Below are 13625 nucleotides of genomic sequence, written 5' to 3' on the forward strand. Positions count from 1 at the left end.
GGAACACCTTTCAAAAAAGACCGGTTCAAAAAAAGCGGGTGAGCGCTGCCTGGCCGCCGCCGGAGCTCCACCCCGATGCGTTCGGGGTGGAGCTCTGGCTTATTGTTCGGCGGCCAGGCGGCGGAGCGGGCAACGGTCGCGGTCAGTTCCCGATGCCCAGTTTCTTGCAGCCTTCCGCGTAGCGATCGACGCAGAGTTCTGCCGCGGTGTTGATCTTCTTGTCGATGATCTCGGCCTTCAGGTTCTCCTGCGTCACCACCGCCGGCGTGAACAGCTGCGAGGGCGTGTCGTACAGCGTCATCTCGGCCTTCGGGGTCTCGCCCGAAAGCAGCTTAATGGCGACGTTGGCGGCTGCCGCGGCCACGATCTCGCTCGGCTTGGAGATAGTGTTGTACTGGTCGCCGGCAATGATCAGCTGCAGCGCGGCGATCGTCGCGTCGTTGCCGGTCACCGGCGGCACCGGATCGACACCGGCCGCCTTGAACGCCGCGATGGCGCCGCCGCCGGTGCCGTCATTGGCGGCGACGACGCCGAGGATCTTCGGCCCGAAGCGGGTGATCTGGCCGCCGGCCCATTGCTGCGCCTTCGGCGGCGCCCATTCCGGCGTGTCGTATTCGGCCAGGATCTGGTAGCCGCTGCTGTCGAGTCCTTCATGGATGCCCTTCTTGATCAGGCCTGCCGCCGCGTCGGTCGGCGAACCGTTGATCTGCAGCACGCCGCCGGTGGCCGGGTCGACCTTCAGCGCCTTCAGGTGCTCGACCAGCGAGTCGGCGATCGCCTTGCCGATGCCTTCATTGTTGAACGAGACATAGAAATCGGCCGGTGCGGTCGGGATCGGCCGGTCATAGGCGATGACCTTGATGCCCTGGCTCTGCGCCAGCTTGACCAGCGAGGCGGCGGCGGTCGAGTCGACCGGGTCGAGCACGATCGCCTTGGCGCCCTGCGAGATCACCGAGTTGAACTGCTGCTGCTGGCGCGAGGCGTCGGCATCGGCGTTCTGATAGAGCACCTTGCAGCCCGGGCACAGCTTCTTCATCTCGGCGGCGAAGCCGGGATAGTCGTGCTGTTCGTAGCGGGTCGAGGCCTGGTCGGGCATCAGGAAGGCGACGGTGGCGTCGGTGACCTCGGCGGCCCTGGCGATCGCGGCGGTGCCGGCCAGCAGCGACAGCGCAAGCGCTGCCATGCCGGCGGACTTCAGTGAAGATGAAAATCGGGTCATTCGGTCTTCTCCGTTTCTGGATATGGTTGTAAGAAGGTCGTTGACTGCTTTTGTGCGAAGATACGCCCCCGCCCTCGCCCCAACTGCCATTGGGAACCAGGGCCCGGCGCCGGCTTTTTGGCCGCGCCGACATCCTCCGCCAAGGGAGGATTTTCGGGACAAGCGCTCTCCATCGCGGACCGCTTCATGGCGGCCCACGTTGTCATGCGAAAAATTCTGGTTCCTCCCTTGGTTCCTCCCTGGCTCCTCCGTTAAGCGGCTCTTCCCGCGTTGATGTTGTCGGCCAGCAGGCGCCTGAAACGCGAGGGCGGCATGCCCTTCTCGGCTAGAAACTGCCGGTTGAAATTGGACAGATTGTTGAAGCCGACCTCGTAGCAGATGTCGGTGATCGAGGCCTGCTCGTCGCTCATCAGGATCTGGCAGGCGAGGTTGATGCGCAGCCGCTTGACATACTGCACGAGCGACATGCCGGTGTGGCGGCGAAACGAGCGCGAGAAGGCGCCGGTCGACTGGCCGGCAATGGCCGCCAGGTCCGCCTCGTCGAAAAGCTGCGTTAGGTTCTCCCTGATATAGGCAAGCGCCTTGTTCATGCCGGCGGTCATGTAGCCCGAGGGGTCGGGCCGGTAGCTGGCGCTGGCGAGCAACTGGAGCTCCTGCGCGCGGCTGAGCAGGCCCGATATCATCATGAACAGCTCGATGCGGCGCACGCCTTGCGCCTGCATCATTTCTTCCATCAGCGGCGCCAGTTCCTTGCTGGTGCGGCTGGAAAACAAAACACCGCGCCGCGAGGCCTCGAGCAGAGGCGCGAGCCCCGCCAGTTCCGGCAGCACATGCATGGCATCGCCGATAAAACTTTCCGAAAACTGGATGATGCGGCCGCGCAGCGGAATGGAGCTGTCCCTCGGGATATCGCTGACCCAATTGTGCGGCAGGTTGGGACCCGTCAGCACCAGATTGCCCGGCTCGAATTCGCCGATGAAGTCGCCGACGAAATAGCGCCCGTTGGTGAAGATCACCTGATGCAGTTCATATTCGGGATGGAAATGCCAACGCACCGTGTGGAAGGGATAGCCATGCGACCACGCCTTGAAGGACTCACCGCGTCGTATCTGGACAACTTCCAGGTCCGGTTCCATGTCCGTTTCCTCCGGGCCGGCACGGATCGCCGCGTTCGGCCCACATTCCCTAAACCGGCCGAATTGGTTTCGGCTCTGCATTTCGAAACCACGCTACCGGCTCATGACTTGAGGCGCCACCTCGATTCAGAACAGCGGATGATACTTTTTTAACCGGAAGGGGATGCGCAGAGGCGATATTCGGGCAGGACGGGGTGAGCGCTGCTGACGGCAACGCGCATGGGCAGAGGCAACTGCTCCTCTTGAACCTGCGCTCCCAGCCATCAGCCTCGGCACGGGCACCTGCGCCGCGCGCGCTCCTCCAGGGCGGATTGTTTGAGGACTGAGCCCGATATCCGGCTAATTCCTCGCCCGCCGTCGAGCGGCTACCTTTGAACCGTTCATGTCCTTTCCCGGAGACCACGGCCCTCCAGTCGAACACGATTTCCAATTTCCATATTGTAAAACGATCGTGCCGAGCTAGCCTGAAATCATGAGTGGGGCAGGCATAACATCGGGACGGTCTGTCGCCGGAGGGGCCGACACGCAAGCGCGGGCGGAGGAGGAATGGAGCTTCAGCTCAACGGCAAGGTGGCGCTGGTCACTGGCGCCACGCAAGGCATCGGCCGTGCGATTGCCGAAACACTCGCGCGTTCGGGTGCCGGCGGCCTGCTGGTCACGGGCCGCGAGGCGGCGCGCGGCGATGAGGTGGCGGCGGAGCTTTCGCAATTGGGCACGCCGACCGTCTTTGTCGCCGCCGATCTGTTCGACCCGACAACCCCTGCCCTGCTGGCGCAAGCCTGCATCGATCGTTTCGGCCGCATCGACGCGCTGGTCAACGCCGCCGGCCTGACCGACCGCGCGTCCTTCCTCGATGCCGACCTCGACGACTGGGCATCGCTGTTCGCCGTCAATGCCCGCGCGCCTTTCTTCCTGATGCAGGCGGCGATCGCCGACATGAAGAAGCGCGGCCAGGGCGGCGCCATTGTCAACATCCTGTCGATCAACGCGCATTGCGGCTCGCCGGAGCTCGCCGTCTACTCCGCCACCAAGGGCGCGCTGGCCACGCTGACCAAAAATGCCGCCAACGCCCACCGCTTCGACCGCATCCGCGTCAACGGCATCAATGTCGGCTGGACCGACACGCCGGCCGAACGCGCCATGCAGGCCGACACGCTCGGCAACGGTCCGGGCTGGCTCGACGCGGCCAACGCGTCGCAGCCTTTCGGCCGCCTGTTCTCGACGAGCGATGTGGCGAACCTCGCCGCCTTCCTGCTTTCCGACGCGGCGGGACCGATGACCGGCACGCTTGTCGACCAGGAACAGTGGGTGATCGGGGCGAACCGGTGAGCGCTGCCGCCTCCCTTGAGACACTTGGGACGGCGCTACTCCACGGGCGCAAAAATCCCCGACTCCCTCGCCTGGCTCGGCAACGGCCTGACTGATCCTGACGGTGCTGACAACGCTGCTGACCATCTTGCAAATGCCGGCGGGGGCAAGGCGGATTTTGTTCGGGCTGATCGTGCTGTTCGTGACGGCGGCGTATTTAAGGATTGTGGAGGAAAGGTAGGGGGCGGCCGCGGAAGCGAATGTCCGCGTCGCGCCTCGTTTCGGCCACCGAGGCAACCGGCAGCTTTGCGCCGACAACGGTCGCTGTCCCCTGCATCTCGGACAGCCATTCTCCGTCCCGAAAGAAGACCTTCCTTCTGGCTTTGGGCCCGCATCGGAAGCCGATGGTCGCAGTATACAGCCGGATGTGAGGCAGTATGTGCGCCGGCATGTCAGCGAGTCGCGATGCATCGAAATAGCATGCGCAACTGACTTTCGCTTCTGCAGCTATAACCGACGTTGTATTACTCCATTCACAAGTAGGTTTTGTCAAATGGTCGGTTGAGTTATTTGGTTTTGGCCGCTACTACAAAGAGATACCAGAGTGACACCAATCGGAACTCGGGTATTTGTTGCTGGTTCACGAGGCAAAAAAGGGACGCAGGGATCGGCTTAAGCTGGGAAGAATCCAACTTGCAGCCCAGCTAATTTACTGACATATTTATCCGTTTCCGAGTTTTGCAATGTTGCAATTGGGGCAAAAAGATGGCCAAGGAATCTGCGAATGCCGCTTCTCCAGCACTTAAAGCGGACGTAAATCTGATGGGTAATGCAGAGGGAAACGGGCTGAACTTCATGGCGGCCCAGGCTCGCGAGGGCGGAGGCTCCGGCGACGCTGTAGGTGTCGACAAGATACGTGATCTGCTGTTCGGCAACCAGATGCAGGACTATGACCGCCGTTTTTCCAAGCTTGAAGAACGGTTCTTGCAGCGCTTCAAGGATGTCGAATCCGAGGCCAAGCGCAATCTCGAAATGTACGAGTCAAATGCAAAGAAGCAGGTCGAATCGCTTGCGGCGCAATTGCGGAACGAAAAAGACGCACGAGCCGAGGCCGACAAGGAGATTGACCGGAATCTTCGCGAGCAAAATCAGGCACTTGAAAAGCAGGTGCGCGCGCTGTCGGATCAATTGAGCGAGCTTGAGCGCGACGTTGCGGATCGGATGAATCGGAATGATCATTCGCTGCGTGAGGAAATCAAGCAAAAGAATGAAACCGTTCAGATGATCATGGAGAAAATGTTCTCCGATCTCAGCAACGTCAAGACCGACCGGAATCTTTTGGCTGGCCTGTTTGTCGAGGTTGCAAAATGTCTGAATCAGGATCCCGTCGGTAACAAGAACAACTCGGAACGCAGCTGGAAAGTGAGTTGATCGGAATTTGACGTCGACCGTCGACCCAGTCAGCCTTCCTCAAAGTACAGCTTCGAACGATACCGAGATTGATCGCGAAGCTCTGGCTAGGCTGTTGGTCGAAATTGCCAGGAACGTAGATCCGGACAATCATGCGCATTTCGACGTTCCAGCCGCCGATCATCGCATGGACACGCTTCGCGAGCTGCTGGTCGGCCGCGAAATTTCTGAGCTTTCACGCGTTACGCACCTGCTCGACGAACCTGAACAGCTTGCGGCTGCAGTGGGGGACGTTCTCCCCAGCGCAGCCGCATCGGCGTCTCATGCACAACTCGGCGAGGCCTTTGCCCCAGTTGTCGAGAGGGCTGTGCGACGGTCCATCCAGAAGAACCCGCGCACGCTGACGGATATATTATACCCGGTGTTTCTGCCGGCTATTCGCAAGTCGATCGGCGAAAAGATCGACCAGACCTTTCAGTCGCTGAATGAATCCTTAAGACATATATTTACCTGGCATGGACTTAAGTGGAGATTTGAAGCTTGGAGAACAGGCACAAGCTTCTCAGAAGTTGTTCTTAAGCATTCCCTTGCCTATCAAGTAGAGCATGCCTTTCTCATTAACCGAAATTCCGGACTTTTGATTACACATGTAGCTGCCGAAAATGCAACGAGTGAGGATCCCCAACTAATTTCTTCGATGCTTAGCGCCATTCAAGATTTTGTAAAGGACTCATTTAACGAGAAAGAACAGAGCGGCCTGGACACTATCCGTTTCGGGGAACTTCGTCTCTGGTCGGAAGTTGGACCGTTTGCGACCTTGGTTGCGGTGATTCGCGGAAACCCGCCAGAGGAATTACATGAAATAATTCGCGATGTACTGCTTCGCATCCACGATGAAAGCTCACAGGCTCTAGAGCAGTTTGACGGCGACAGTTCGCAGTTGGCCGGCGTTGAGGCGCAGTTACAGACCTGTGTTGAACTGAAGCACGAGGATTCAAACGAGGGATTTCCGTGGCTGGTGGTGGCTGCCGTCCTGCTGGTTTTGGTACCGGCAGGCGGATGGTTCTTTCTTTCCTGGCAAGCCGGGCAGCGCTGGCAGGCCTATGTGTCGCGACTGGGGACCCAGCCGGGCATCATCGTTGCCGAACACGAGATGCGCAATGGCCAATTCTATATTGCCGGCCTGAGAGACCCGCTTGCCGCCGACCCGCAGTCCCTGTTGTCCGGAACGCAGGTCGATCCCGCTCGCGTTCATTCGCAGTGGCAATTCTATCAGAGCCTTGAGCCGGAGTTCGTGTTGAAGCGGCTGACGGCGTCGCTGGCTCCGCCGGATACAGTACGACTTTCGATCGTCGATGATCGCATCCTTGCCAAGGGTGAGGCTCCCGACACGTGGATCAACCGGGCGCAGGCAGCCGCCCAGCAGCTTTCGGCAGGCGGGCCGGTCTTCGATATCTCCAGGGTCCGCGATGTAAGCCCCGAAGTACGCGAGGCGGAGCGCTGGCAGGCCTATGTGTCGCGACTGGAGACCCAGCCGGGCATCATCGTTGCAGAACAAAAGATACGCGGCGGCCAATTCTATATTGCCGGCCTGAGAGACCCGCTTGGCGCCGACCCGCAGTCGCTGTTGTCCGGAACGCAGGTCGATCCTGCCCGCGTTCATTCACAGTGGCAATTCTATCAGAGCCTTGAGCCGGAGTTCGTGTTGAAGCGGCTGACGGCGTCGCTGTATCCGCCGGATACAGTACGACTTTCGATCGTCAATGATCGCATCGTTGCCGAGGGTGAGGCTCCCGACACCTGGATAGATCGGGCGCGCGCAGCGGCCCGACAGCTTTCGGCAGGCGGACCGGAATTCGACATCTCCAAGGTTCGTGATGTGAGCCCCGAAGCACGCGCGGCAGAGCACTGGCAGTATTATGTGTCGCGACTTGAGGCCCAACCGGGAATCATCGTCGCCCAGCAAACGGAGAGGGGCGGACATTTCTACATTTCCGGCCTGAGAGACCCGCTTGCCGCCGACCCGCAAGCTCTGCTGTCCGGAACGGAGGTTGATCCTGCCCGCGTTCATTCACAGTGGCAATTCTATCAGAGCCTTGATCCGAAGTTCGTGGTGAAGCGGCTGACGGCGTCACTGACCCCGCCGAAATCGGTTCAGCTTTCGATCGTCCAGGGTCGCATCGTTGTCGTGGGTGAGGCTCCTGCCGCCTGGATCAACCGGGCGCAGGCCGCCGCCGAGCAACTTTCGGCGGACGGGGTGGTTCTGGATGTCTCGCAGCTGAGTGAGCTGAACCTTGCAGAACTTAGTTATTTGAGAGAGGCCATCCAGACGACCGATATTTTCTTCTCTTCCGGCAAAGTTGTGCCGGGACCAGAGCAGATGCCGGTTCTCGACAGGTTGGCGGATCAAATAAAGGAACTCGCCCAAAATGCCCGCAAGTTAGGCGTAACAGCGCGGTTCATGTTAACCGGGCATTCGGACGCCACTGGCCGTGAGACGGCCAACGCGTCGATCAGCGCGGCCCGCGCCGAGACAGTTCGTGCGCTTCTCAACAAGCGCGGCGTCGCTCCGGAACTGCTGCTGGTTCGGGGCGCGGGCACTTTTGAGCCGTTGGTGCCTGAAAATAGTCGAACTGGGAGCTCCACCAATCGCCGGGTTTCCGTTACGGTAAACCTAGACTAGGGCGGGGCCTACGATGCTGCAAAAAAAGATCTGCATGTTGGGCGGGTTCGCTGTCGGAAAGACGAGCCTGGTGCGCAGGTTCGTGCAAAGCATCTTTTCGGAAACCTACCTGACCACGGTGGGGGTGAAAATCGACAAGAAGAGTGTCGTACTCCCGGATAAAACCGTGGATCTGATTTTGTGGGATTTGGCCGGCGAAGACGATATCGGCTCATTCCGCGTGAGCTATGTCCGAGGTGCGACCGGGCTCGTACTTGTCGTCGATGGAACCCGCGCCGCAACTCTTGCCGTGGCGCTCACACTGCGCGAGCGGGCCGAGGCCGAATTCGGGCCTATGCCGTTCGTATTGCTGTTCAACAAATCCGATCTGGCCGACCGGTGGGCAATACCGGATAGTGAGATTGACGGACTGAGGCAACGTGGATGGCAAATCTATCTGACAAGCGCGCTTTCGGGTGAATGTGTCGATGATGCGTTTCGTCAGCTTGCTTCGATGGTCACCGAATAGACCATGCATGGATTGCCAAGAGAAGTCAGAAGCTGGATTTTCAACTTCTTCTATCGTGGGCACTCTGTCGCATATCTGAAAATTGACGCAGAGCTTTGCATAGCTGCAAAGGGCGGCAACCTTAAACATTACGGGCTCTCATCACTTCGCGTTGGTAAGCCTGTTGCCGAGCAGCTTGAATTCATGGAAGGCTTGCTGCCTTGTCCGGAGCTTCCATTTCATATGGCCATGGTCGAACTGCCCGGCGGGCGTGTCGCGGACCTTCATCTTTTTGCTGACAATGACTGCGTGTGGCTGCTCTTTCTTGACGCCACCGCCGAACGCGACAACAGGCAGCGGCTGCAACAGAAGGCTTATGAAATGACGCTCCTGCAAGAGAGGGAGCGTCAACTCAACGAGAAATTACGATCGACGAACGAGGCGTTGAGGGAGAGCCAGGAGGGATTGTCGCGTGAATACCAGCGCGCCGAAACCCTGCTCCTCAACATTCTTCCGGCATCGATCGCGGAGCGGCTAAAAGCGCACGAACAGATTGCGGACAACCACGCAGAGGTGAGTGTGCTTTTTGCCGACATCGTCGGTTTTACGGAAAGAGCGCGGAGCGTCGGAGCCGTGACGACGCTCGCTATCTTGAATTACTTCTTCAAGGCGGCGGATCAGCTCTCGGAACGATACGGCTGCGAAAAGATCAAGACAATCGGCGACTGTGTGATGGTGGTAGCCGGCCTGCCCGCCGCGCGATCCGATCATGCGGAAGCCCTTGCGCACTACGCACTTGGACTGCGCAAGGCAGGGAGGCGCGAACGCTTCGCGGGAGAGCCGCTGAGACTGAGAATTGGAATTCACTCAGGACCAATCGTCGCCGGCGTCATAGGCAAAAGGCGGTTTGCCTATGACCTGTGGGGCGACACCGTCAATCTCGCCGCACGGATTCAAACGTCCGCGGAGCCCGATGAAATCCGTATTTCGGATGCAACTCACAAACTGCTTGGACCGAATTTCGCTTGCGACCCACTCGCGGAAACGGAATTGCGCGGTACAGGTCGTGTGCGAATGTGGCGGCTCCGGGCCTGATTTTGCCGCTTGGTTGTGCCGACCCTGAAGCGCAAACATCATGGTTTCGAATGTCCGCCGTCAATTCAGGAAATCGGATCCTGAGATTTAACGTCCGCAACCGTTCTTCCCCGCACCACAAGCGGACCCACTGCGTTCAGCCCATTGCAGTCATCGCACAAGTCGCTCGATTGGCCGCTTCTGGCGCAAAAATTCGCGACAGAGCCGGAAACCTGACGCCGTCCCCCTCACACCGCCAAACGCCCCTGCTCCGCCTCCCCGGCGTTGGGGTCGCCCGGCGCCGTGGCCCAGGCGAGTTCCACTAGCGTCACGGTGCGCCGGCCTGTCCCGTCGAGCTGGCAGACGATCAGGCCCTGCTCCTCGATATAGGTCAAGAGGCGCCGGGCGCGGCGCAGCGAGTGCGAGCCATAGGCGCGGGCGATCGCCGCGTCGCTCGGGCAAGGCCAGCCCTCCTTTGCCGCACGCGCGATCATCATGAACACGCCCTGCATATCGTCGGGCAGCAGCGACGCGCGGACGGAAACGTCCCGCCACGCGTCGTCCTGCGTCGTCTCAGAGCCCAGCCCGGCGCGGGCGCGCGTCAGCATGCGGCGGAACTCCGGCAGGTCCGGCACGACCGAGGCGAGGCCCTCGATCCGGCAGCGCACCACGAACTCCTGATAGAGCACGCCGATGACGCGGAAGCCCGCGTCGGGCTGCGCCAGGATGGCGCGCAGCACACGGTCCACCCGCTCGCGGCGCTCGGCCAAATCCTCGGCGCTGATTTGCGGCTCCGCCGGCTCGGGGCGGATTTCGAGCGCCGCCGATTTCGCCGCCATCAATTGGTCGAGCAGGTCCGGCGACGCCGTCCGGCGCGGCGCACGCACCGTCTCGGGCGGTGGTGCCGCCAGGATGATGGCGCGGGCGTCCTCAAGGGCTGCTTCCGGCAGTGGCATCAGCCGCGGCGTGCCGTTGCGCGGGCTTGTGTCGGTCGGGCCGATGCGCAGGCCGAGCGGACGGCGCGACAGCGCCGGGCCGAGCGCCATGAACTGCCCGCGCTCCAGGTCGCGAAACGCCTCCGCCTGCCGCCGCTCCATGCCCAGAAGGTCGGCGGCGCGCGCCATGTCGATGTCGAGGAAGGTGCGGCCCATGAGGAAATTGGAAGCCTCGGCGGCGACGTTCTTGGCGAGCTTGGCCAGCCGCTGGGTGGCGATGATGCCGGCGAGCCCGCGCTTGCGGCCACGGCACATCAGATTGGTCATGGCGCCGAGCGAGAGTTTGCGCGCCTCGTCGGAAACCTCGCCCGCGACCGCCGGCGCGAACAGCTGCGCCTCGTCCACCACCACCAGCATCGGGTACCAGTGATCGCGGGCAACCTCGAACAGCCCGCCGAGGAAGGCGGCGGCCCGCCGCATCTGGTTTTCGGCGTCGAGCCCTTCGAGATTGAGCACGGTGGAGACGCGATGGATGCGCGCCCGCTCGCCCGCGCTCTGCAGGCCGCGCTCGGTATGCTCCTCGGCATCGATCACGAGATGGCCGAAACGGTCGCCCAGCGACACGAAGTCGCCTTCGGGGTCGATGATGGTCTGCTGCACCCAGGGAGCGCTCTGTTCCAGCAGCCGGCGCAAAAGATGCGACTTGCCGGAGCCCGAATTGCCCTGCACCAAAAGACGGGTCGCCAGCAGCTCCTCGAGATCCAGCGTCGCCGGGGCGCCTGCGGTCGTGTGTCCCATTTCGATCGCAACAGTCATCTCGACTCAGGCGCTCCTTTCGCAGACGGGCTTATCAACCCGATCACAGCCCGTCGAGCGCACATGGCCGGGCGGCCCGTGTTGCGCACAGCTGTCCGAACGTCTCCAGACCATCGAGGACAGGTGAACCCTGTGGATAGTAACCAGCCGTTCACCATGAGCCAGCGTTCCGATTGAAGACGTCCGGCATCCGCGTAGCGTGACCTCGCATCACGTCCCCAACGTGATGCGTCCCAACCCCGCCCCTGGCGACCGACATTTTCAAGTTCCCTCTCCAGAGCATGATCCCGAAAAATGAGAACCGGTTTTCGGAAAAGATCATGCTCAAATAAGTATATGTCGGTCGCCAACTTCGCCTGATCCCGCCAGGTTCTGACATCGTCCAGACTGGCTCACTGCCGCAAACTTTGGGTTGACCGCCTCGAACCGTGAGGCGACACTTCACCTCGACGCCACAGGTGCGAGGAGGAAAAATCGATGGACGAGCCCGAACGATGGCGCCACATGTCGACGGCGCCGAGGGATGGCAGCCGTATCCTTGTCACGGTCCGGCCGTCCGAACAGGGGCCGGCGGAAGTCGACCTTGCCTATTGGTCGCGCGCCGACCAGTTCGCCAGCGAGGGCTGGCGCGCATCGGACTCCTCGCCGGGGCGTGTCGTCGAATACGCCGAACCGGAACTGAAATGCTGGATGCCGCTGCCGACAGCCAATCTCAGCCGCGCCTCCATGCCGGCCCCCTGGGAAGGCGAGGACGCACAGCAACTCGACGGCTCGGGGATTTGAGGGGGCGGAAATTGGCCCCTCTCCCCCCAAGTGCGGGAGATCGGCAGGTTCGCCGGCAGCGCCCTCATCAATCTGAGCGGCAGGCCCCCTCAGAACAAAAACGACGCCGTGGCGGGATTCGGGCCGGTGCGGCCGTCGGGCGAATCCATGCCCCGGATGGTCTCGAGGTCCTGCGCATCCAGCTCGAAATCGAAGACATCGAAATTGGCGGCGATGCGATCCTGGCGGATCGACTTTGGAATGACGATCAGCCCTTCCTGAAGGTGCCAGCGTATGATCGTCTGCGCCGTGGATTTGCCATGCTTCCTGGCGATGCCTGATAGGGTCGGGTCGCTCAGCAGCCGGCCGCTGCCCAGCGGGCTCCAGCTTTCGATGCGGATGTCGTGCCTGGCATGAAAGTCCCTGATGCCGCGTTGCTGGAAATGGGGATGCAGCTCGATCTGGTTGACGACAGGCGTCACGCCGGTCTCGGCGATGATCCGCTCCAGATGGTCCTGGTTGAAATTCGAAACGCCGATCGACTTGATGCGGCCGGCCTGCCTGAGTTCGACCAGCGCCTTCCAGGCCTCGACATATTTGTCCCGGCTGGGCACCGGCCAGTGGATCAGGAACAGGTCGATCTGCTCGATGCCGAGCTTCTCCATCGTGTCGTCGAAGGCCTTGAGGGCCGCATCGCGCTGGTGGGCTCCGTTGCGCAGCTTGGAGGTGATGAACAGCTCGCCTCGCGGCACGCCGGCGCCGCGGATCGCTCGGCCCACGCCCTCCTCGTTCTGGTAGCCTTCGGCCGTGTCGATCAGGCGATAACCGGCCTCGATCCCCCAACCCACCACCTGGGCGGTGATGCCCTTGTCGACCTGCCACACGCCAAGGCCGAGCTGGGGAATGGTGGCGCCGTCGTTCAATGGTATCTGTTCAGTCATGGCAGGTCCTTTGCAAAGTGGTCCAGGCGGTCCGCCCGGCGTGCCTGCCCTATCTAGGTTCGACAGGGGGAAACGACCAGTCGACGGCGGCAGATTGCCGGGTGCGACCTGAAATCGCGATCTTTGCGTAAGGATTTTCGGACGGCCTCGCCGTCAATGGATCGAGGGTTTACCGGGGTCGCCGCACCGCCCGCACCACTCCGGTGGATGTGCTGCCGCAGAAGAGGCGGTCGCCGCCATCGGATTCCAGCCCCGAGACGCCTATGCCGGCCGGCATGTCGAGCTTCTCCAGAACCTTGCCGGTCTGCGGGTCGACGCGGCGCAGGTCGCTCTGCTCGCCTTCCCAGGTGGCGTGCCACAACTCGCCGTCGACCCAGGTCACCCCGGTGACGAAGCGGTTGGATTCGATGGTGCGCAGGATTGCCCCGGTCTCGGGGTCGATCTGGTGGATCTTGCGCTCGCGGTACTGCCCTACCCAGAGCGTGCCTTCGGCCCAGGTCAGCCCTGAGTCGCGGCCGCCGCCGGGTGCCGGAATGGTGGCCAGCACCTGACCGGTGTCGGGATCGATCTTCTGGATACGGTCGTTGGCGAGCTGGAAGAAATGCCGGCCGTCATAGGCCGTGCCGGCGTGTGCCGCGACATCGATCGAGCGCAGCGTCTGGCCGCTTTCCGGATCGAAGGCGTTCAGCTTCTCGCCCGAGGCAAACCAGACATTGTTGCCGTCAAAGCTCACCCCGTGCACGGTGTTCACGCCGGGAAAGGGTCCGTATTCGTGCAGGATTTCGGCCGCTGAATGTTTCATGTCTCATCCTCAACCGTGTTGGCCATGCCTCTATCTGTCTGCTTGAGCATGA

The 13625-nt window shown here is 61.5% G+C and carries 11 protein-coding genes and 1 pseudogene; 7 read left to right on the plus strand and 5 right to left on the minus strand.

Going from position 1 to position 13625, the window contains the following annotated elements; all coding sequences use genetic code 11:
- Nucleotides 1–142: 142 nt before the first annotated feature.
- Both ACFSQT_RS07235 and ACFSQT_RS07240 read right to left on the minus strand, forming a co-directional pair.
- Nucleotides 143–1219 carry an ABC transporter substrate-binding protein gene (locus ACFSQT_RS07235; RefSeq protein WP_379017842.1) on the minus strand — a complete coding sequence of 359 codons (1077 nt, stop codon included), beginning with the start codon at nucleotides 1217–1219 and terminating at the stop codon, nucleotides 143–145.
- Between the two features lie 251 nt (nucleotides 1220–1470).
- Entirely contained in the window at nucleotides 1471–2355 is an 885-nt protein-coding gene (locus tag ACFSQT_RS07240; protein ID WP_379017843.1) for an AraC family transcriptional regulator, read from the minus strand.
- Nucleotides 2356–2901: 546 nt separating this feature from the next.
- Here ACFSQT_RS07240 and ACFSQT_RS07245 point away from each other — a divergent pair.
- The 6 genes and pseudogenes from ACFSQT_RS07245 (at nucleotide 2902) to ACFSQT_RS07270 (ending at nucleotide 9338) form a co-directional block, all read left to right on the plus strand.
- Nucleotides 2902–3684 (plus strand): SDR family oxidoreductase, encoded by a 783-nt coding sequence (locus ACFSQT_RS07245; protein ID WP_379017844.1) that lies wholly within the window; start codon nucleotides 2902–2904, stop codon nucleotides 3682–3684.
- A gap of 91 nt (nucleotides 3685–3775) precedes the next feature.
- A pseudogene (locus ACFSQT_RS07250) lies at nucleotides 3776–3904 on the plus strand (ABC transporter permease); the annotation flags it as partial.
- A gap of 524 nt (nucleotides 3905–4428) precedes the next feature.
- On the plus strand, nucleotides 4429–5094 hold the full coding sequence (locus tag ACFSQT_RS07255; RefSeq protein ID WP_379017845.1) for a hypothetical protein: 666 nt from the start codon (nucleotides 4429–4431) through the stop codon (nucleotides 5092–5094).
- A 94-nt stretch (nucleotides 5095–5188) separates the two neighbouring features.
- Nucleotides 5189–7756, plus strand: coding sequence for an OmpA family protein (locus tag ACFSQT_RS07260; RefSeq protein ID WP_379017846.1), 2568 nt, complete (start codon nucleotides 5189–5191; stop codon nucleotides 7754–7756).
- A gap of 13 nt (nucleotides 7757–7769) precedes the next feature.
- On the plus strand, nucleotides 7770–8264 hold the full coding sequence (locus tag ACFSQT_RS07265) for a Rab family GTPase (RefSeq protein WP_379017847.1): 495 nt from the start codon (nucleotides 7770–7772) through the stop codon (nucleotides 8262–8264).
- Between the two features lie 3 nt (nucleotides 8265–8267).
- A complete protein-coding gene (locus ACFSQT_RS07270) occupies nucleotides 8268–9338 on the plus strand; it encodes an adenylate/guanylate cyclase domain-containing protein (protein ID WP_379017848.1) in 1071 nt (356 codons plus the stop codon).
- Between the two features lie 227 nt (nucleotides 9339–9565).
- Here the strand turns inward: ACFSQT_RS07270 and ACFSQT_RS07275 are convergent, their stop codons facing one another.
- Nucleotides 9566–11068, minus strand: a complete 1503-nt coding sequence (locus tag ACFSQT_RS07275; protein WP_379017849.1) for a helicase HerA domain-containing protein — start codon at nucleotides 11066–11068, stop codon at nucleotides 9566–9568.
- A 477-nt stretch (nucleotides 11069–11545) separates the two neighbouring features.
- On the opposite strand from ACFSQT_RS07275, the gene ACFSQT_RS07280 reads away from it, so the two are divergent.
- A complete protein-coding gene (locus ACFSQT_RS07280; protein ID WP_056591812.1) occupies nucleotides 11546–11851 on the plus strand; it encodes a hypothetical protein in 306 nt (101 codons plus the stop codon).
- 89 nt (nucleotides 11852–11940) lie between these two features.
- On the opposite strand, the gene ACFSQT_RS07285 is transcribed toward ACFSQT_RS07280, so the two are convergent.
- Both ACFSQT_RS07285 and ACFSQT_RS07290 read right to left on the minus strand, forming a co-directional pair.
- Nucleotides 11941–12771 (minus strand): aldo/keto reductase, encoded by an 831-nt coding sequence (locus ACFSQT_RS07285; protein WP_379017850.1) that lies wholly within the window; start codon nucleotides 12769–12771, stop codon nucleotides 11941–11943.
- Between the two features lie 169 nt (nucleotides 12772–12940).
- Nucleotides 12941–13573 (minus strand): Vgb family protein, encoded by a 633-nt coding sequence (locus ACFSQT_RS07290; protein WP_379017851.1) that lies wholly within the window; start codon nucleotides 13571–13573, stop codon nucleotides 12941–12943.
- Between the last annotated feature and the right edge of the window lie 52 nt (nucleotides 13574–13625).

It is taken from the genome of Mesorhizobium calcicola, assembly GCF_042682105.1.
GTDB lineage: Bacteria > Pseudomonadota > Alphaproteobacteria > Rhizobiales > Rhizobiaceae > Mesorhizobium > Mesorhizobium calcicola.

Excerpts from the sequence above, each read along its gene's own strand:
- ACFSQT_RS07235 (WP_379017842.1), bottom strand. The coding sequence starts at position 1,219 with ATGACCCGATTTTCATCTTCACTGAAGTCCGCCGGCATGGCAGCGCTT.
- ACFSQT_RS07240 (WP_379017843.1), bottom strand. The coding sequence starts at position 2,355 with ATGGAACCGGACCTGGAAGTTGTCCAGATACGACGCGGTGAGTCCTTC.
- ACFSQT_RS07245 (WP_379017844.1), top strand. The coding sequence starts at position 2,902 with ATGGAGCTTCAGCTCAACGGCAAGGTGGCGCTGGTCACTGGCGCCACG.
- ACFSQT_RS07255 (WP_379017845.1), top strand. The coding sequence starts at position 4,429 with ATGGCCAAGGAATCTGCGAATGCCGCTTCTCCAGCACTTAAAGCGGAC.
- ACFSQT_RS07265 (WP_379017847.1), top strand. The coding sequence starts at position 7,770 with ATGCTGCAAAAAAAGATCTGCATGTTGGGCGGGTTCGCTGTCGGAAAG.
- ACFSQT_RS07270 (WP_379017848.1), top strand. The coding sequence starts at position 8,268 with ATGCATGGATTGCCAAGAGAAGTCAGAAGCTGGATTTTCAACTTCTTC.
- ACFSQT_RS07275 (WP_379017849.1), bottom strand. The coding sequence starts at position 11,068 with ATGACTGTTGCGATCGAAATGGGACACACGACCGCAGGCGCCCCGGCG.
- ACFSQT_RS07280 (WP_056591812.1), top strand. The coding sequence starts at position 11,546 with ATGGACGAGCCCGAACGATGGCGCCACATGTCGACGGCGCCGAGGGAT.
- ACFSQT_RS07285 (WP_379017850.1), bottom strand. The coding sequence starts at position 12,771 with ATGACTGAACAGATACCATTGAACGACGGCGCCACCATTCCCCAGCTC.
- ACFSQT_RS07290 (WP_379017851.1), bottom strand. The coding sequence starts at position 13,573 with ATGAAACATTCAGCGGCCGAAATCCTGCACGAATACGGACCCTTTCCC.